At 55.5% G+C, this 19299-nt stretch carries 16 protein-coding genes; 11 read left to right on the forward strand and 5 right to left on the reverse strand.

What is annotated here, in order from left to right; translation table 11 throughout:
• The coding region (locus VEV40_RS00425; protein ID WP_324829395.1) for a TonB-dependent receptor plug domain-containing protein at positions 1 to 1218 on the reverse strand (1218 nt) is incomplete at its 3' end.
• 443 nt (positions 1219 to 1661) lie between these two features.
• On the opposite strand from VEV40_RS00425, the gene VEV40_RS00430 reads away from it, so the two are divergent.
• From VEV40_RS00430 to VEV40_RS00440, 3 genes are all read left to right on the forward strand, one after another.
• Positions 1662 to 5147, forward strand: coding sequence for a TonB-dependent receptor (locus VEV40_RS00430; RefSeq protein ID WP_324829396.1), 3486 nt, complete (start codon positions 1662 to 1664; stop codon positions 5145 to 5147).
• 88 nt (positions 5148 to 5235) lie between these two features.
• Entirely contained in the window at positions 5236 to 7131 is a 1896-nt protein-coding gene (locus tag VEV40_RS00435) for a right-handed parallel beta-helix repeat-containing protein (protein WP_324829397.1), read from the forward strand.
• Positions 7124 to 8914 carry a hypothetical protein gene (locus VEV40_RS00440; protein ID WP_324829398.1) on the forward strand — a complete coding sequence of 597 codons (1791 nt, stop codon included), beginning with the start codon at positions 7124 to 7126 and terminating at the stop codon, positions 8912 to 8914. The genes VEV40_RS00435 and VEV40_RS00440 overlap by 8 nt, the downstream gene beginning before the upstream one ends.
• Positions 8915 to 9060: 146 nt before the next feature.
• Here VEV40_RS00440 and VEV40_RS00445 read toward each other — a convergent pair whose 3' ends face one another.
• Both VEV40_RS00445 and VEV40_RS00450 read right to left on the reverse strand, forming a co-directional pair.
• Positions 9061 to 9834 (reverse strand): class I SAM-dependent methyltransferase, encoded by a 774-nt coding sequence (locus VEV40_RS00445; protein WP_324829399.1) that lies wholly within the window; start codon positions 9832 to 9834, stop codon positions 9061 to 9063.
• A gap of 18 nt (positions 9835 to 9852) precedes the next feature.
• Positions 9853 to 11238 (reverse strand): nicotinate phosphoribosyltransferase, encoded by a 1386-nt coding sequence (locus VEV40_RS00450; RefSeq protein ID WP_324829400.1) that lies wholly within the window; start codon positions 11236 to 11238, stop codon positions 9853 to 9855.
• A 165-nt stretch (positions 11239 to 11403) separates the two neighbouring features.
• On the opposite strand from VEV40_RS00450, the gene VEV40_RS00455 reads away from it, so the two are divergent.
• The 5 genes from VEV40_RS00455 (at position 11404) to VEV40_RS20615 (ending at position 14996) form a co-directional block, all read left to right on the forward strand.
• Positions 11404 to 13161, forward strand: coding sequence for an alkaline phosphatase family protein (locus tag VEV40_RS00455; protein WP_324829401.1), 1758 nt, complete (start codon positions 11404 to 11406; stop codon positions 13159 to 13161).
• Between the two features lie 8 nt (positions 13162 to 13169).
• Positions 13170 to 14105: a dihydroorotate dehydrogenase gene (locus tag VEV40_RS00460; RefSeq protein WP_324829423.1), complete on the forward strand. Its 936-nt coding sequence runs from the start codon at positions 13170 to 13172 to the stop codon at positions 14103 to 14105.
• Positions 14106 to 14168: 63 nt separating this feature from the next.
• Complete coding sequence (locus VEV40_RS00465; protein ID WP_324829402.1) at positions 14169 to 14360, forward strand: hypothetical protein; 192 nt, start codon at positions 14169 to 14171, stop codon at positions 14358 to 14360.
• A 64-nt stretch (positions 14361 to 14424) separates the two neighbouring features.
• Positions 14425 to 14697 (forward strand): type II toxin-antitoxin system ParD family antitoxin, encoded by a 273-nt coding sequence (locus tag VEV40_RS00470; RefSeq protein ID WP_324829403.1) that lies wholly within the window; start codon positions 14425 to 14427, stop codon positions 14695 to 14697.
• 35 nt (positions 14698 to 14732) lie between these two features.
• Complete coding sequence (locus VEV40_RS20615) at positions 14733 to 14996, forward strand: type II toxin-antitoxin system RelE/ParE family toxin (RefSeq protein WP_414637764.1); 264 nt, start codon at positions 14733 to 14735, stop codon at positions 14994 to 14996.
• Positions 14997 to 15043: 47 nt separating this feature from the next.
• Here the strand turns inward: VEV40_RS20615 and VEV40_RS00480 are convergent, their stop codons facing one another.
• The gene (locus VEV40_RS00480; RefSeq protein ID WP_324829405.1) at positions 15044 to 15484 is read right to left on the reverse strand and encodes a hypothetical protein; all 441 of its coding nucleotides are present in this window, start codon (positions 15482 to 15484) and stop codon (positions 15044 to 15046) included.
• Between the two features lie 125 nt (positions 15485 to 15609).
• Positions 15610 to 16590: an MBL fold metallo-hydrolase gene (locus tag VEV40_RS00485; RefSeq protein ID WP_324829406.1), complete on the reverse strand. Its 981-nt coding sequence runs from the start codon at positions 16588 to 16590 to the stop codon at positions 15610 to 15612.
• Positions 16591 to 16986: 396 nt separating this feature from the next.
• On the opposite strand from VEV40_RS00485, the gene VEV40_RS00490 reads away from it, so the two are divergent.
• From VEV40_RS00490 to VEV40_RS00500, 3 genes are read left to right on the forward strand one after another with little or no spacing between them, the layout of a single operon-like run.
• On the forward strand, positions 16987 to 18240 hold the full coding sequence (locus tag VEV40_RS00490) for a pilus assembly protein TadG-related protein (RefSeq protein ID WP_324829407.1): 1254 nt from the start codon (positions 16987 to 16989) through the stop codon (positions 18238 to 18240).
• Positions 18241 to 18255: 15 nt separating this feature from the next.
• On the forward strand, positions 18256 to 18711 hold the full coding sequence (locus VEV40_RS00495) for a TadE/TadG family type IV pilus assembly protein (RefSeq protein WP_324829408.1): 456 nt from the start codon (positions 18256 to 18258) through the stop codon (positions 18709 to 18711).
• The gene (locus VEV40_RS00500) at positions 18708 to 19241 is read left to right on the forward strand and encodes a TadE/TadG family type IV pilus assembly protein (protein ID WP_324829409.1); all 534 of its coding nucleotides are present in this window, start codon (positions 18708 to 18710) and stop codon (positions 19239 to 19241) included. The genes VEV40_RS00495 and VEV40_RS00500 overlap by 4 nt, the downstream gene beginning before the upstream one ends.
• Positions 19242 to 19299: the final 58 nt, after the last annotated feature.

The raw sequence follows: 19299 nt of genomic DNA on the forward strand, positions 1-19299 counted from the left end.
ATAGTTGGCATAGCGAAGCTGGTTGCGAAGCAGTGAGCCTTCAGCGAGATCGTGCTCAACTTTGAGCGTGCCCATGTCCACGTCGGTCTTCAGGTAATTCGCGTCGCGGAAGCCGTAGTAGTTGTGCCGCGCAACCGGAGAAACGGTGTTGAAATACCAGGGAATGCCGTAGTCGGGAATGTCATTCTCAGAAAAATGGAAGTAGCCGAGGGTGAGGCGCGTGGGTGATTGCAGGCCAAAGGAGATGGTCGGCGCAAATCCAAAGCGACGGTTCTCCGTAACGTCGCGCTCGGCCACATTAGATTCGTGCGCCATGATGTTGAGCCTTAGTGCGGTTCCGTGGGCGAAATCGGGCAGCGGTTCGTTGATATCGGCAGTGAAACGACGCGTCAGGTCGGTGCCGAAATCGCCGTCAAGATTGATAAAAGGACGAAGCTGCGGCTGCTTGCTCTCCTGGTTAACGACGCCGCCAGTCGATCCGCGGCCAAATTGAACGCCTGCTGGCCCTTCGAGTACATCAACCTGGTCGAAGTTGAAAGGATCGCGGTAATAGCTGCCAAAGTCGCGCATACCGTCGAGAAAGATGTCGTTGCGCGCGGTGAAGCCGCGAATGGTAAGGTTGTCGCCCTGTGAACCGCCTTCGCCGGCGGCAAGGCTGATGCCCGGCGCGTTGCGCAGCGCGTCGCGCAAAGTGGTTGTGCCCTGTTGGGCCAGGACATCTCTCGGAATGGCGGTGACCGATTGCGCGGTATCGAGTAGCGGTGTGGGTATTCTGCCCAGCGCAACGCTGTCGGAGGTGCTGTCCGTTACGCGGACGGACTCAGCATGCCGCAGACCCACGGCTACAGCGTTTTGACCGTTCGGAGAATAGGTAAGGCCAGTATTGGCAAGCAGCAAATCGAGCGCCTGCGGAGCTGAATATATGCCGGAGACGCCTGCCGTATGAAAACCGGGGAGCGTATTGGCTGGAATGGTGTATTGAATGGAGATCCCGGTTGCAGTGGCGAACTGGGTCAGGGCGGCGTCCAGCGGGCCGGCGTGAATATCGAAGCGCTGAATAGGCGGCTGCGCCGGGGCATTGGGATTGCTCTTTTGCGGGCCGTTTTGGGCATATGTTGCCTGGGCTTTTCCAGTTGCACTGACAGCTGCGTAAGCCGTCACCGTCCCCAATGCCAGCCAGGCGCGCCGACCGGCAAGTTTCCGCTGTTTCCTGCTCATTTCTTTGGCTCTCCTCCAAACGGGCGGCTTTTTCATCAAATAGTTGAACCTGTCAGTTCTAAAGTTCAGGCGGCCCACAGTCCCCTATGGCTGTGATCGCTGACCTGATGGTTTCGAGGGCCGCTTTTCGTCAAAAAAGGGTCCAGTTTTGTTGCATAAATTGCCGTTTTGGTTCTGTTTCTCGCGCACAATCAAAATGCGACTTAATCAGTCCTAATCAATATACGACAGGTTTAGTCTTAATTACAAAGCGGCCATGAATTTTCTGAAGATTACGTTTTCGATAATTCCCTTACGGCGCTTGTCACAAAACCGGAATGGAAACTTGACAGGTCTAAATAGCAGCGCCTATCTTAGAAAGATTAGGAAATCGTTTACTGGAATCCCCCCACAAGTTCATAGAACGACCTTTTGCTTATTTGAGGTACTTAGGAGTGCCAATTATGTCGAAGTGTTTTGCCAGCCTGATGGCGTTCTGCGCCGTCATAGGGCTTTTGTTTACCTTGGTTCCGAACAGCCGCGCTCAGGCCACCACCGGGCTCATCGTAGGCCGGATTACCGATAGCACCGGAGCCGTGATTCCGGACGCAACAGTTACCGCAACGGATGAAGAGAAGGGTGTCTCGTTCGTCGGACGGTCTGACAGCTCGGGGAACTATGTCATCCTCAACGTTACGCCAGGCACATATACGGTGGCGGCCTCGCGTCAGGGCTTCTCAGATGCCGTCCTTTCGCATGCGGTTCTCTCCATCGATCAGCGACTGCTGCAAAATTTTCGGCTTACACCCGGTACTGTCGCAACTACAGTGCAGGTAACGGACAAGCCTTCTCTGCTGCAAACGCAGACTGCTGAGGTGGGCACAGTCATCAGCGGTAATGACATTACTGACCTGCCGCTGCTGTCCCGCAACTTCTACGATCTGACCTTGCTGGTGCCGGGTGTTGCGCAGGTGGGTGGCAGCATCAATAGCTATGCCCTGTCAGTGAGCGGGCAAAGGGAATTTGCCAACTCCATATTGCTCGACGGCGTTGAATCGACAACAAACCGCACTCAGGACGTGACGGTGCGGCCGAGCGTGGATTCAGTGCAGGAATTCAAAGTTGTGACGTCAAGCTATGATGCCGAATATGGCGATGCTGCCGGCGGAGTGGTGCAAATCCAGACCAAGGCGGGGACCAATGCTTTTCACGGTACAGCTTATGAGTTCTTCCGGCCAAATTTTCTAACGGCAAGACCCTACGCGTTTGGAGGATCGACCAACCCTTCTCCTACGCTTAAGCAGCACAATTTCGGCGGAACGATTGGCGGCCCAGTTTTCAAAGATCGCTCCTTCTTTTTCGTATCGTATGAAGGTAGTCGGCAGAATAATGCCTACACGTATCTCGATTCGACCATTCCATTCGACTTAATCAAGCAGCAGCCGGATGGCTCGATTGACCTTTCCGGCCTTGTGGACCCGAATGCCGGACTGCCGAGCAGTTATTGCAATGGAAAACCGTGCCCTGTTGCAGGAAGTGTGGACCCGATCTTCGATCCTGCGACTTCGTATGCCTGCTATGGTGGCTATCCCGGGTGCTGGCCGCAACAATTTTCTGGAAATATTATTCCGGCAAACCGCGTGAGCGCCGCTGGCCTGAACACCCTGCTTAATTTCTATCCAAAGCCCAATCTTCCAGGAACGCGTAATGGGTGGTTCTCAAACTTTTCTGTCGATTCGCCAGTGAATGTTAATACCAACCAGGTCGATGCGCGTTACGATCAGGTAATTACGCAGGCAGACCGACTTTATGCAATTTATCACTGGGGCGGCAATAACCAACTCGTCACCGATCCATACCATGGAGCGACCGTTGTGCCCGGCGCAGGCGATGCCGATCAGGCCAATAAGCAGGACGACGGCGCTCAGTCTATCTCGATTACCGAGGATCATATTTTCAGCCCGACAAGACTGAATGAATTTCGGTTTGGTTACACAAACTATTACCAGGATCAATACAGTCTGCTGAACGGCACGGATTACTCGACAAAATATGGCGTAGGCAACATTACAGTTCCCGGCTACCCCGCGACGGTTGGCTATCCATATATGTTCCTCGCCGACGGGTATCTTTCGGGCGGTTCGACTTACAAGCCCTACCATGTGCTCGACCAAAACTATCAATTCACCGACTACTTCACTCTGACCGGCATCACTGGTCACACTATCAAGTTCGGTGGAGATTTCCGGAAGCTCAATTCCCGGCCCAATTTCTCACTTTTCCCCACAGGCTTTCAGTACTACTCCAGTTTCAGCACCGCAGAGACGTCTGACCCGTCCTTCAACGCGCAAAACGGCTATGCTCCATATGTTCCTAATGGCTGGAATGCATATGGCGGCTCCGACATTGCCGATCTGCTCCTTGGGCTTCCCGAAGTTGTTGATATTGGATTGCAGCTGACCAATCCGCACACGCAGTCGTGGGACCTGGATCTCTACGCACAGGATTCCTGGAAGATAACGCCGAGCTTTACCGTGAACTACGGACTGCGTTATGAGTATCAAAATCCCTACACGGAAACCAGCAACTACATGTCGAATTATGACGTGCCAAGTGGGCATATCCTGGTCGCTGGACGCGGAGGGAATTCCGATTCACTTATGAACGCGCGGAAGAACCAATTTGCTCCTCGCATCGGGTTCGCATACCAAGTCGATCCGAAGACTGTTGTGCGCGGCGGCTTTGGAATCTTCTATAGTCCGGAGAATGATGGTCGCGAAGACTTCCTCACAAAGAACGCTCCCTTCGCCACTCAATCGAGTTATTTCAACTCAGCCTACTTTGGGTATTACGCATATCAGCTGGATCCGGGAGTTAAGCGTAGTACGGACGTCAACATTCCTGCGAATGGAATCATAGACCCGGCCAACGTTCCCAATGGGAATCTATTGACAACGTACGCTCTCGATCCGCATATCCGGACAGGCTATTCGGAATCCTTCAATGTCGCATTGCAGAGGCAACTGGGTTCCTCTATCTCTGTGGATCTTGCGTATGTGGGTTCGCTCTCTCACGCGCTCTCTTATCAAATCGGCGATATTAACGCTAATCCTTACGACAATACAAATAACTACGACAACCGATTGACGACGGACTTAGGGAAAATTCAATATCTGACCGACTCCGGCTTTGGCGACTATAATGCTCTGGAACTGAAGGTAAGCAAGCGTGCATCGCGCAATTTGAGCTTCCTGGGCAGCTATACCTACAGTCACAATCTCGATAACGGTCCTGCGCCTTTCAACCTAGGACACATCAACAACAACAACCCACAAGACCCGTACAACCTGCGCGCGGAATATGCCTCTGCAGACAGCGACGTGCGGCACAACTTCGTCTTCAGCGGATTGTGGTATCTCCCAATCGGCCAGGGCCAGCGATACTTCTCCTCGTGGGGCCCGATAACAAATGCCATTCTGGGCGGTTGGCAGTTGAATGCCATCTACCTGATGCAAAGCGGGACACCGGTAAACGTGGTGCGCGGGACTGATCCAACTGGTGTGCTGCCTGGATTGAGGCCGGACAGGGTGGGCGATCCCAACCTGCCGCGTGGCAAACGTACGCTCGATATGTACTTCAACACGGCGGCCTTCACCAATGATCCATTCATTGGAAATGGCAGTGACAACCTCGCTCCCGGCAATGCGGGACGGAACATTGTTGTAGGCCCGGGCAACGTAAATATCGACACGTCGCTATTTAAAGAATTCCCAGTCTATGAACGCGCCAAGCTGCAGTTGCGGATGGAGGCATTTAATGCTCTGAATACTCCGCACTTCGGCAATCCGGACGGGACAGTGAGCAGCGGCACTTATGGCGAGATAATCCGGCAAAATGGGGCTCCCAACGCGAATCGCGTGGTACAACTCGACGTAAAGGTTCTTTTCTAGGCTATCTTTCATCCGCGCTGCAACCGCTGAGTTGCGGCGCGGATTTTATTTGAAATCTATCCGCATGCATCGAATCAGAAATTGTTTTTTGCTGTTCTCCTGCCTCACGCTTTCCATAGCTACTGGTGGATTCGCCCAAACAAAAATACACAAAAGCACCGCAGAGGGCCGTGCCTACTACATTGATTGTTCCGCGCCCCCGAATGGAACAGGCATTTCACCTGCATCGCCGCTGAATTCTCTCGATGCGCTTCGGTCTCTCGTTCCTGTGCCGGGTGATGTTATTTCGTTTCGGCGCGGAACCCAATGCCATGGGTTGCTCGCGCCACAAGGCTCTGGCAGCGCGCAGGCGCCGATTCGTCTTACTGCTTATGGCGAAGGACCACGGCCCAGAATTATTGCTCCAGCAGCGAGCGAAGAGTCCCTCCGTCTCTTTAACCAGGAGTACTGGGATGTGGATTCGCTGGATTTTTCCGGCGGCAGCACATATGGGATTTTCATCAGCGGAGACAAGGGAATTCTGCACCACGTCCACCTGAAAAACCTGACCGTGCACGACGTTCTCGGCGGCGAGATGAAAAGCAAGGACAACGGCCTGGTGCTGATTACGCCAGGCAGTGTAGACCAACACTTCGATGATGTGCTGGTGGACGGCGTCACAGCATGGAACACGCAGGAGTGGATGGGCATTATGATTGGCGGCGGGAAATTTGGTTTTCCACCGGAGAGCACATGGAGCACGAATGTTGTCATCCGCAACTCCATGGTCCACGACGTTCAGGGGGATGGCATTGTTCTGTTCCGTGGCCGCGGCGGAAAGATCGAATCGAGCGTGGCGTGGAACACTGGGATGCAGATTACGGAAACAACCGGCACGCCGAATGCTATCTGGACGTGGATGTGCGACGACTGCGCTGTTTCACAGAATGAGGCATTCCTTACTGACAGCCCCGGCGTTGATGGCGGCGCGTTTGATATCGATTACGGAAATACGAAGAACTCAGTCATTGATAATTACGGGCATGACACGCAAGGCTACTGCATCGCCGTCTTTGGAGCGGGCTTTGTTACCCGCGAGAGTACAGTGCACGGAAATGTTTGCGTAAACAATGGGCGCAGTCCTCGCATGGCGAATTATCAGGGCGCGATTTTTCTTTATACCTGGAATGGCGGATCGATTGACGGGCTTACCGTCGAGAACAACACAGTTTATTGGGGCCCATACGAGAAAGCTCCGGCGCTGCTGAATAACGCGCAGATTATGGCTGGAACAACCGTCTTCCGCAACAACAAAATCTATTCCACCTCGCCGTGGCTGGTGAAGAGCAGCAGCGCTCTGGCGTTCGCTCAGAATAAGTACACCTACTTTGGCGCAGGGAAAGCTGAATGGCAATGGGGCGCGAGGACATTCTCCGGCCTTCCGCAAATACAGCAAGCTACGCAGCAGGAAGACGGCAGCACATTTGACCAGCAACCGCTATCACAATGGTCGAACGTCTTTCGCGCGGCCTCGGCTCGCAGTAACGCAGATGAAGTCTTCAGCCGAAAATATATCAACGTTGCCGGGCAGCCATTCACTATTTCGCGCACAGGCAAGAACTGGCGGTTGTATTGCGAAGTGCCCGTTTCGTTCGACGAGCAAGGACTCATTGATGATGACGCGCTGAAGCAGATCGTCTTTCTGAAGAGTCTTGACCAGCAATACCGCGCGCGCGGACTTAAGGTGGTCCTTCTGCTCGTTCCAGAAAACTCGCAGGAAATCCGGAGCGCAGTAATGCGCAATGCGATCAGTGATCTCGATTTGAATGGCATCCCGGTGGCGTTTTCGAAAGCAGGCGGCGAACAGAGCATTCTCGTTTCTCCGCAAGGCGAAGTTGTTCAGCAATGGAAAGGCTTTGCCGGCCCTGCGGCATTGGGCCTCGCTGCAAGGGCGTGGATTGGCGAACCTGCGTATTCTCAGATGGGAGTGAATGGAAATGAATAGGGTGAAACGGAATGCGGCGTTGGTTGTATTGCTGGCATCTTCCAGTCTGTTGGCGCAGACGCAGCAGAAGTTCTCTACCGATCAACTCGGCGCTCCAATATTGCGCGACCCAATTTCCGTTTACAACAACTGGTCGTCGTATGACGAGTTGTCGGACAACATTCCGTTGACGCAGGAGCTCGCCATGCGCGAGTTGAATGAAGTATTGCGACTGCGGAAGCTCGGCGTCCGCTTCGACTACTACATGATGGACGCGTTCTGGTTTGATCCTAACGGCGGCTACCGGACATGGCGCAAGCCGAACTGGCCTGATGGTCCGGATATCTGGATCAAGACCTGCCAGCAGAATGGTATTCGACCGGGACTGTGGTTCAGCTCCAACACGCTTGTCAAAATCAATGCAGCTCCCGCATGGCGAGATTCATTGAACAAGAAGGGCTGGGCCATGTCTTTCTATAAGGGAGGCTTCCTGCCCGACTTCATGGACGTCCTCCAATACTGGTACGACAAGGGCATCCGCATGTTCAAGTTCGACTTTGTCGATCTGACGATTGCTCCAGCCGAAGATGAAGGCAAGTTGAGCAAGGAAGAGATTGTTCGCCGCAACACGGATGCTTTGCGAGAAGCGCTGGCGAAATTCCGCGCGAAGAATCCCGATGTTGTGTTTGAGGCGTTCAATGGATTCGGCGGCGACATGGATTCCACCTACTATCCGTTTCCCTTCAAGACTCCTGTCGACCTCGACTGGCTCAAAGTCTTTGACGCGCAATACGCTGGTGATCCGCGACCGTCTGATGTTCCGGAGATGAGCTTCTGGCGCTCGATGGACATCTACAGCGACCACCAGGTGCGCCGCTACGAGCAGGCCGGTTTGCCGATAGAACGCATCGATTCGACCGGCTTCATGGTGGGCAAGACCGGCACCATCTACTACCGCGCCATGCACGCATGGAAGAGCGCTCTCATTTTGATGATGGCGCGCGGCGGCTGGATCGATACGACGCATGGCAACCTTGAGCTCATTAGCGACGACGATGCACGCTGGTTCGCGCGCGTGCAATCGCTCTATCTGCACTTCCAATCGGAAGGCAGGATCAAGAGCTTCGGAGAAATTCCTGGCGAAGTACAGACCTACGGTTTTGGCGCGCTGGATGCTGATGGCAGCGTCTATGTTGTTATGAATCCTGCGCAGAATGTTGCCCGTGTTGAGATGCCGCTGCTCTCTCAGGCGCAGAATCCGCTCGGCGAGGGGCGCATTCTCTTTCGCGATGCCGGGTTTGTGCCACGCCTCAGCGGCAACTCCATAGAGCTTGGACCGGGGCAGATGGCAATGATAGGTTTCGGCAAGTATGCCTCGTCTGCGTTCGACTTTGGCATTCAGCAGGATGTGGTGATTCCGCGCTCGATTCATCCTGTGCCTGCCGAGTTTCATGAAACAGGCAAAGGGGTGATTCAGGCGACCATTCCCGCTCCGGCGGGTGGCGATCTGCGGCTCATCATGCAGCAGTATTCGCCGGACGGCAGTCTGCGCCGCACCTGGGCGGGAGGCCCGCCATCAGGCACAAATATGAGCAAGGTTTTTCTTCTGGAAGCCACGCAGGATGGAAAGCAGCTGCCTATCCGTGAGGATTATGACAAGGTTGTCTGGAGTGGATTGTCCTGGGCGGTGGGAGAGATCGGCGCAAGGGATCTGCATGCTGGAGAGCCGCTGACACTGACCTTCCGGTCGATGGAGAAAGATCCGATCACGCTTAAAGGCACGCTGTATCTCGTGAATTACTAATCCGTAAGTCGACACGGTATGCGCTGGGTCCAGCCCGCTGTGCGCGCAGCTTTTCTTCGACCAATAGCAAGTTGGTCCTCACAAATGCAAGATCAAGCATAGACTTCCGGATTACTGGAGAGGTCGGCTGCCTCAAACCCCGCCGATTAGCTGCGAGCTCTTTTTCTCGCGACGGCAATCGGTTGATAAAACGATGTGACGTCAGTACTGAGCCATTCAATATCAATGAAGCCCGCTGCCTCCAGGGCTTCATTAAGCTCGGATCGCAGGAGGGCGCGGTATCGCGATGCAAAGTGTTTCACTGTCCAGCCAATATTGGTCTGCAGCGTGATGTAGACATGAAATATGTACGTGTCATCTTCCCACTGCCAGACTTGATGAACAAAACGTGTTTTGCCATCGCGCGCGTAGAAGGCTGGAGGTTGCATCGAAGGTCGGTTAACCCGCAGGGCATCATACTCTCTGATGGTGGCAAGTATGACTCCCGACTCCGCAAGCTTAGTCGCAATCGTAGATAGCGCCTGCTTAAGCTCGGGTTGCGTCATTAAATGCGGAAGCGCATTGTCTCCAATTAGAACCGCGTCGAAGCCGCTGTCGGGAAGGTCGCTTAGATCGCGCATGTCTGCGACATGGAATGGAATGTTCAGGCCCCTTAGTTGCGCCTCTCTCTTCGCGCGCTCTATGGCTAGCGAGCTGAGATCTGAACCAACCAGAAAATGTCCCCGTTCCGCTAATCCCAGTGCTTGAGTGCCGATGCCGCATGCGCAATCCAGAATGCGCGCCGGCATCTTTCCTGTATAACGCTCGATCAACGGGCCGAGCACACCTGCCTGCCGGGCAATCGTGGCATCCCAGTCTTCAAACATCAGATGATAATGAGAAGACAGATCGTCGTAAAAGCCTTCAACAGACTCGCTCATACTTATTCCTGTGAGACATTAAGTCACAATAGGCGCTTCGGCCATGCCTTCAGACCCGAAAACTCGCCGATAGCGCTCGACCTCGTCCACGGGCCCGAGCGCTTTCTGGAAATTGTCGGAGAGTTTCACCGCCGGTCTGCCGTCGGCATCGTTAAGCTTGCAGACCAGGCTTGCCGGATCGAAGGCGTCATCGCCACGCGGGTTGCAGTCGCGGAAATCATTGGTCAGAAGCGTGCCCCAGCCTGCGCTGAAGCGGATGCGCCGCTCGGGGAGCCACTTTTTGTTATCAAGAAAATCGCTCGCGTCGTGGAAGTCCGCGGGTGAAGCGCCGTTCCGGACTATTCCGGCAAAGTGAGCGTTGAGACTGAGAATTTCGTCCACATCCAATGAATCTGAGGCGATGAAGAGCTTCTGCCTGGGATCGCGCCCCCGCGCTTCGAGCCACGCAATGTACTCGTCGCCTGCAACGAATGGGTTTTTGCTGTCGGCGCGCTGTCCTGTCCAGTTTGCAACCCAGTCCGGCGCATTATCCAGAAACTGCGTCGTTCCGAAGGTGTCGGGCAAGAGAATGAGCAATTCACCTTGATAAGTCTGCTGCCATAGCTCGAGCAGCCGGTACTGTGACGCTTTCAGCTCCTCATCGTCCTTTGCCATTGCCGCTAGCGCCATCGGCAGCTCGTGCGCGTTGGTGCCGATGGCTTCGAGATCATGCTTGTAGGCAAGGTAGGTATTTGACGTGCCGGTGAAGCTTGCACCGAGCACGTCAGTCATTGCGTTCACAACGTACTCCTGCCACAGAAAACTGTGCCGCCGCCGCGTGCCGAAGTCGCTCAACCGCAGACAGGGAACGCCGCGCAGCCGCGCCATCTTTTCCCACAGCCGCGTTTTGGCGCGCGCGTAAAGGATATCCAGCTCCAGCTCGCTCAGGTCTTTCAGCGCGGCGCGCGTTCGCAGTTCGTTGATGGTTGACAGCGCGTAAATCTCCCACAGCGTTGTCTCGGCCCAGAGCCCGTTAAATGTCAGCGATACTTGCCCGTCGCGAGCTGACAGTTCATATTCAGAAAGGCGAAAGTCGCGCTCCAGCCACTCGAGAAACGCAGGCTCAAAGATTCCCCGGCGACCGTAGAATGTGTTGCCTGCGAGCCATATCAGCTCTGACTTGTGAAAGCGCAGGCGGCGCGTCTGTTCCAATTGTTCACGCAACTCATCCACATCAATGAATTCGGCAAGCCGCACCTGCGTTGAGCGGTTGATGAAGGAGAATGACGCGCGCGTTTTCGGGAAATGCTTCCAGATAAACTGGAGCATCAGCAGCTTGTAGAAATCGGTATCGAGAAGGGAGCGGGTGATTGGGTCGAGCTCCCAGTTGTGGTTGTGCGCGCGACGCGCCAGATTGATGATCACGATGGGACTACTTTACTGCAAGCTTCGGCTCCCGATACAGACTATCGGTCGCCCCAAGGGCATAGCATCGATGCTTTGAGCCAGAATCCATGCACAATTAATTAGTAGCTGGACTGTCCTGATTTTTTTCGCTATTGCGCTTGTTACCATAAGTGCTGGAACGCCATGCCAATTCTAAAGCGCCTCTGCTCTCTCCTCGTGGTTCTCGTCCTCACCGCAAGTTTCGTTCCCCTGGCAGACGCCAGCGCATATGACGCACATCCGAAGCTGGTCGTCATCCTGGTGATCGACCAGTTCCGAGAAGACTACCTGGAGCGCTACCGCACCGACTTCAAGCCGAAAGGTTTTCGCCTCTTCCTCGATCACGGCGCATATTTTCCCGACTGCTATTACAAGTATTCGAACCTGTTGACCGCCCCGGGCCACTCAACCATAGGCACAGGCGCATACACTGACGGCCACGGAATCGGCTCGAACCAGTGGTGGGACCTCGACCGCAATAAGGAGCGGCCCGTCACCTCCGTTGAAGATGAGCGCTATGCCATCATCGGCATGCCCGCGGGCAGCGAGACCGGCCCGGGACGGTCGCCGCGCAATCTGCTTGCATCAACCGTAGGCGACGAACTTCGCCTCGACACCAAAGGCGAAGCCAAAGTTTTCGGCGTTTCACTGAAGGACCGCGCCGCGATTCTGCCCTCAGGCGCTGCGGCAAATGGAGCCTTCTGGATCGATGAAAAAACTGGGATTTATGAAACCTCGACCTACTACATGGCGCAGCTTCCTGACTGGGCCGTCGCCTTCAACGCCAGCGGACGTCTCGACCAGGCCAGGCAGGAAAGCGGCCTGACCAACATTACAAATTTTGAAGGCCAGGTCGGTGCTACGCCGGCCGCCATTACCTACGAACTCGATTTTGCCAAGGCGCTCATCACCGGCGAGCAGCTAGGCAAGCACGATGTCACCGACATGCTGACCCTCAGCATTTCCAGCACCGACATCCTCGGCCATCGCGTAGGGCCGGACGCCGATGAGCAGCGCGCCATCGTCGACGCGCTCGACACCGACCTCGACGGCTTCTTCACCTGGCTCGACAAAAATGTCGAAGGCGGCCTCGGCAATGTCTGGGTTGCTATTTCCGCTGACCACGGAGTCGCGCCTTCTCCGGCTGTTGCCGCGCAGCTGGGCATGAACGCCGCGCAAATCGACACAAAAAAGCTCATCGATGAACTGAATGACGCGATGAACCAGAAGTTCTCACCCGGCGAAAAAATCGTTTATGTGCTTCCCAACCAGGAGTTGCCGTACTTGTCGCTGAATCGTCCGTCCTTTGACCGTGCGGGAATCAACGAGCAGGAAGCAGAGAGTGCTGTGCAGGATGCGCTGGCACCTGCCTTTCAGGAATTGACCAAACCCAGCGATGACAAGCTGCCCGCGCAGACCAAGCTGCCGCCGCGTCCGGTGCTCTACCGCAGCTTCACCCGCCTGCAACTGGCGGATGGCGATCTGCCGCACACCGACTTCGGCGAGCTGCTGGCGCACAGCTACACCGCAAACGGCGGATGGTATGTGCGCGTTGTCTCCGCAGCCTTCCAGATGGGTCTGGAAAAGGCCAACGGCACTACGCACTTCACACCTTATTCCTATGACCGTCATGTGCCGCTCGGCTTCTACGGCGCGCCATTCGCCACCGGCATTTATCACGGACGCGTCGAACCGGTGGATCTGGCGGCGACTTTCGCCTCGCTGCTTGGGGTAAATCAACCATCGGCATCGGTCGGGCATATTCTCACGCAGGCGCTCAAGCCGCCATCGGCAGTGACGTATCCCAGGCCGATGCCCGTCCATGGCGTGCACCGGAGCACACGCTCCACCTCCGCTGAAAAAGCGCCGGCAAAGACTCCAACGGAGAAGCCGCAACCGTGAAGCCCGACATGAAGGTCCGCTTCTGCGGCATAGAGCTTCGCAATCCGGTCATTGCAGCCAGCGGAACGTTTGCTTACGGTGTGGAGTTCGAAGACATCGTCTCGCTCGACCGTATTGGCGGCTTCGTCACCAAGGGACTGTCGCGCGAACCGATGGCAGGTAATCAGGCTCCGCGCATTATTGAAACCGCTGCTGGAATGATCAACGCCATCGGGTTGCAGAACATCGGCGCCAAAGCATTTATCGACACCAAGCTGCCTGCGTTGGCGCGCTATCCTTCATGTGGCATTTTCGCCAACGTCTTCGGCTATGAAGTCGATGACTATATCGCGGTGATCGAAACATTGAATGAAGCACGAGGTATTGCCGCCTACGAGTTGAACGCGTCGTGCCCAAACACAAAACGTGGCGGCCAGGTCTTCGGCACGGACTGGCGGCTTCTGGGCGAGCTTGTCGTTCGTGCGAAAGAAGTTGCCAGGCGACCGCTGATCGTCAAGCTCTCCCCGAATGTCACATCCATCTCTGCCATGGCTCGTTGCGCTGAAGACGCGGGCGCCGACGCCATCTCGCTCATCAATACCTTCTTGTCGCTTTCCATCGATGTGGAAACGCGCCGCCCACGCATCGTCAACATTACCGGAGGGCTCTCGGGCCCGGCTATTAAGCCCATTGCCGTCCGCATGGTCTGGGAAGCGGCGAAGGCGGTGCACATCCCGGTCATCGGCATGGGCGGCATCGCTACTCCTGAAGATGCTGTTGAATTTCTTCTGGCCGGAGCGACCGCAGTTCAGGTAGGCACGGCCAGCTATGCCGATCCGCGCGCGGTTGAGCGCATCGCCCATGGTCTTGAGTCGTGGTGCGCTCACCATCACGTCGAGCGTGTCTCAAACCTGGTCGGCGCCGTGGACATGATCCCGATGGAGAAAGAATCAGAAACCACTTAGGCAACGGGAACTTCTTTGTCGAAATCGGCGTATTCCCTGACAGGTGGAAGGAGATGGCTGTCTGTGATTAAGTTTCTCCTCTGGTGTATCCTCTTCGTCTTCTGCTGGCCGCTGGCGCTGCTCGCACTGGTTGCGTATCCCTTCGTGTGGTTGCTGCTCCTGCCTTTCCGTGTCATCGGGATCGCCGTGCATGGCGCGCTTGAACTTGTGGCCGCTCTCATCTTCCTTCCTGCCCGCCTGCTTCGCGCGATTTAGTACCCTCACTTATGGCAATTTTTGCCATGCCGATGCTAACATCGGATTCTAGGAGCACTTGCTAATGCCTACCCGTAACTTCCATCTTTCAGCCGAGCTGGACGCTTATGTTAACGATAGGGTTGAGAGCGGCCAGTATGCCAATGCCAGCGAAGTGCTCCGCGCCGGCTTGCGTCAGCTTCAGCAGTCGGAACTGGAAGATAAAGCCAAAGTAGAAGCGCTTCGCGCCGCAGTAAAGGCTGGAATCAACAGCGGCGTTGCCGAAGGCGATGTTATTGCCAGGCTCCGTCAGCGTGTCCGCAATCGCGCGGCGACGAACAAACGGAAGACTGCTTGAGGGCTGTCCAGTATTCAAAACAAGCTGAAGCGGATTTGGCCGAAATTCTTGACTATTCCACCGACAAATGGGGCGAGGTGCGGGCTACGGCGTATCTTACCGATCTTGTTGATTGCTTCGAACAGATTGCCAAGATGCCGAAACTGGGCCGAACCTGCTTCCTGATCCATCCAGGCTTCCGTCGCATCGAGCGGGGAAGACACGTCATCTTTTACCGGCCCATGCGGCGCGGCATATTCATCAGCAGAGTCCTTCACCAAAGTATGCTGCCGACCCACGACCGTTTGCTGGACGACTAAAACAAAAAGCCCTCGCCGAAGCGAGGGCTCATCCCAAATCTCCAAAATCAAGCAGCTTTTCGTGGCAGCCTATTCTGCAGTTCGCGTGCCTGTGCCAGCGCTACGCCAGTGATATACACGGGGGCAGGCGTCGCAATCGCCACCAGTACCCATGCCAGCGCCGACACCAGCAATCCAACAACTGCTGCTGCCTGTAATGTCAACACCACATCGATCCGGTGCAACCGCAGGTTCATGATCGCCCAGTTGCGCAGTGGCTCCAGGTGATGGATTACAGCCAGCGCCAGCACGAATGCAATCATTGACGCGGTGGCCACTCCAATCAGCGTAACGTCGATGGTGCGATGCAGGCGCTGCCGCGACCGGCAGTGCTGGCATTCCACAAAATGTTGCTCGTAATCTGTGCGCATTTCCGGCGAGATTCCGGAAATGTCATATCTCCAACTGGAGAGTATGTCTCCGACAACCTGATCGGTGCAAGAATTCATGTGAATCCGTTCTCCGCCCTAACGTTTCTATCAACAGGCAATAGCTTCATTCAGGCCCATTTTGGGCCGTGGAAACTGCAACCGGGAGCGGCCAGGGAATCTAACTAAAGTATAAACCAGCGCAGTTATAGCACAATAGGTTCTGTTGCCGTTCGTTGTTCCGCCAGCACTAACCTGTTTCCCAGCAAGTTCATACGGTCACGCAAGGCGCGCTCTGCCGCAACGCGCGCAAGCTCCGGCAGATTGTTACATTCTGATAGATGCGCCAGAACGACATAGGAAGCCTGCCCGTCATAGTTCGTTTCGAGAAACCTGGCGGTAGCATCATTTGACAGGTGCCCCACCCGCGACATGACTCGCTGCTTCACTGACCAAGGGTAGGGCCCGTCGCGCAGCATCTCAAGATCGTGGTTTGATTCAAGCATCAGCACGTCGCAGCCGCGAAGCTGGAGACTCACATTAGGAGGCATATAGCCGAGGTCGGTTGCAATGCCAATGCGAAGGCCCTCCGCCTGAAAGACGAAGCCCACCGGATCGACGGCATCATGCGGAATTGTAAAGGCGCTGATGGAAATATCTCCGATGGAGAAATGCGTTCCGGCGCGGAAGTATTCCACTCCCGGCAAAGCGCAAGGATCGGACTCGGTTTTTTCTTCCGATTTCAGCTCTTCTTCCTCTGCAGCGCACTCAGCCAGCTCGGCCTCACGGTAAAACGGATTCTCCACATCGCCATCCAGTGGATTCGCACTTGCTTCAGCCTCCGCCTTTTTTTGCGCAGATTCCTGCTGCCGTTGCGCGAGCCACTCGGCATATGTCAATCGCTTGCGCGGAGTCATCCAGCGCATCCAGGCACGGTGGGTTGCCTCAGTAAAGTAGACCGGAATCCCCAGCCTGCGGGCTGTGACCTGCAAACCTTGTACGTGGTCCTGATGTTCATGCGTGATGAGAATCGCGTCCAGCGTCTCCGGGTCTTCGTCCATCGAGCGCATCCGCTTGAAAATCTCGCGGCAGGACATGCCCGCGTCCACCAGAATACGCGTGTGTGTACTGGAGACTACAGTGCTGTTGCCCTTTGAACCGCTGGCCAGCACCGTCATCCGCACCATGCCCTCCAGAATACTCCTGGCATATGTGGAAGAAGGGGCTTAAATCGCAGCAAAGAACCAGCTTTGGCTACATCTCGATGGCATTTGAGCTGCATTCGCATTTTTTGTGGCGCACTTCAGAAGTAGGACCATAAGTAACCACCGGAATCGCTCAATTTCATCTTGATATATCGATTTCAAAATTACAATTCCGCAATAATTTACTGCTCTTTGCATTTTTTGGAACCCGGCTTCACTTATGCAGGCAGACTGGCATAAAAGTTGCACTATTTTCCCCAACATATGGTGGAGCACATGCTGCAAGCACCTGTCGCCGGCCCGTCCTTTTGTCCAGCCGGCTTCGGTGAGCGCGAGCAGATCACCATAAAGACTGCGTGAAGGGGGAGGACGAACCCCGTGCAAGTTCGACGCGATGAAAGCGGGCAGACGCTCATACTCACTGCGCTCTGCATGACCATCCTTCTAGGCTTTGCCGGCCTCGGGGTCGATATCGGCGTCCTTTTCCACGCCAAGCGGAACCTGCAGATTGCCGCCGACGCCGCGGCTGCCGCCGGCGCGGTCGATTACCTCTACAACGGATCCACTACCTCAGCAGTAGCAGCAGGAAAGGCCGCCGCAACTCAGAACGGCGTTACCGACGGCAGTGGCGGGGCAACAGTCACCGTCAACACTCCTCCGGCCTATGGCCCAAATGCAGGAACCGCAGGTTTCGTAGAGGCAATCGTCAGCGCACCCAACCCGACGTTCTTCATGAGAATATTCAATCGCAGTTCAGTCACGATAGCTACCCGGGCCGTCGCTGGGTCCACTGCAGGTGGGCCCTGCATCTGGCTGATGAATCCTTCAGGCACCGGGTTGCAGCTTAAAGGCGGCTACGATATCGAGGCCACCGATTGCGGCATCTATGTGAACTCACCTGACAACGGCGACGTAAGCATCACCGGCAATGGCGGTATAGTCAACGCACTTTACCTTGAAGCAGTCGGCAATCCCAGCCCTCAGCACAGTCCATCTCCAACGCCCTTAACCAAGAATGCCGGCGCGAGGAGCAATCCCCTTCGCAACCTCCCCAACCCTAACCCGTCGACTGGCTCAGGCTGTGACTCTACGAACACAACGGCCGCGAGCCTTTCAGGTGATATGACGGCCAGCGCCCCCGGCGATGGCAAAACGATCTGCTACACCAAGGCGGTTACGCTGAACGGGGTAACCCTGGGGGCCGGAACCTACGTTTTCGGTAATGGCGTCACCATTAGCGGGACTGTAACAGTGAATGGTGGAACCATCGACGTAGCCAGCGGCACCTACAACCAGCCGAGCAACGCGACGCTGATCTACACCGCGTCTACTTCGAAGAGCAGCGCCTACAACGGCATCTCCCTCATGGTGCCTTCTACCAACTCCTCCTATGCGTGCAACGCAAGTAATCCCCCCCAGTTGCAGCTGGTGTTCGGCAGCAGCAGTTCGCTGGACGGCATCATCTATGCTCCTTGCACACAGGTGTACCTGCAGGACAACGGCGGAAATATAGTCGCCACCGGCATCATCGCCGCCTCGCTGTACGATAATGCGTCACTCATCGACATTCCCAATTACAGCAAGGTACATCCCACCACGTCCCCGCTATTGGTGGTCACTCTTGTAGAGTAAGGGGCGAAAGGGAATATGACCGACACAAAGCTTGAACACAGTTGGTTCAGAAGCTCCGGCCAGGCTCTGGTCGAAACCGCCCTTACCGTGCCGCTTCTGATTCTGCTCCTGGTGGGAGTAGCTGAGCTGGGCCGACTGGCCTTTGCTGCCATCGAAGTCTCGAACGCCGCCCGGGCAGGAGCTGCCTATGGAGCTCAGAACGGCAACACCGCTTCGGATACGAATGGAATTGCAACCGCAGCCGCAAATGACGCTGCCAATCTTAACGGCCTCTCCACCACCTCTTCCTACTCGTGCATTTGCTCCGATGGATCATCCTCCACATGCGGCAACACCGATTGCCCAAACTCTCATATAGAGGAAATCCTCACCGTCAATACACAGGTGTCGTTCAATCCGATGATTCATCTGCCAGGCCTCCCCACCTCATTCACGTTACGAGGACAGGCGGTACAAAAGTGCCTTCAGTGAGCACCTTCATTGCGGCGATAAGCGGGCGATGGACTGCGCGGTTACGCGTCAGCACCATCCGTAAATCGGATGGAGCAACTCTGGTCGAAACCGCGATGGTCTCAGCCATCCTGTTCGCTTTGCTGTTCGGCCTCATCCAGATTGGCTACGCGTTCTACACATACAACTTTGTTTCCGATGCGGCGCGCGAAGCTGCCCGCTATGCCAGCGTTCGCGGCTCGACTTCCTGCACTAACACCCCGAGCCTGACCAACTGCAACGTCACCGCTGCGCAGATCCAAACCTACGTCCAGAACCTCGGCTATCCCGGCTTCAGCTCCGGCAACCTCACCGTGACCACTACTTGGTGCGCTGCCAGCGTCAACTCATCCGGGTCAATGACATGGGCATCCTGCTCGGCCAGTTCTTCCAAAACCCCTGGCAATGCTGTCAACGTAGTTGTGACATATACGCTGCCCTTCTCCATCCCTTACTGGAAAAGCACGACGATCAACACCAGCAGCACCGCTCAGATGGTAATTGCGCAATAAATCAGACCTGGCCATGCCTGCGTTCATTGGAAATAACGCTTGCGATGTTCGCAATTAA

Source organism: Alloacidobacterium sp. (assembly GCF_035631355.1).
Taxonomy (GTDB): Bacteria; Acidobacteriota; Terriglobia; order Terriglobales; family Acidobacteriaceae; genus Alloacidobacterium.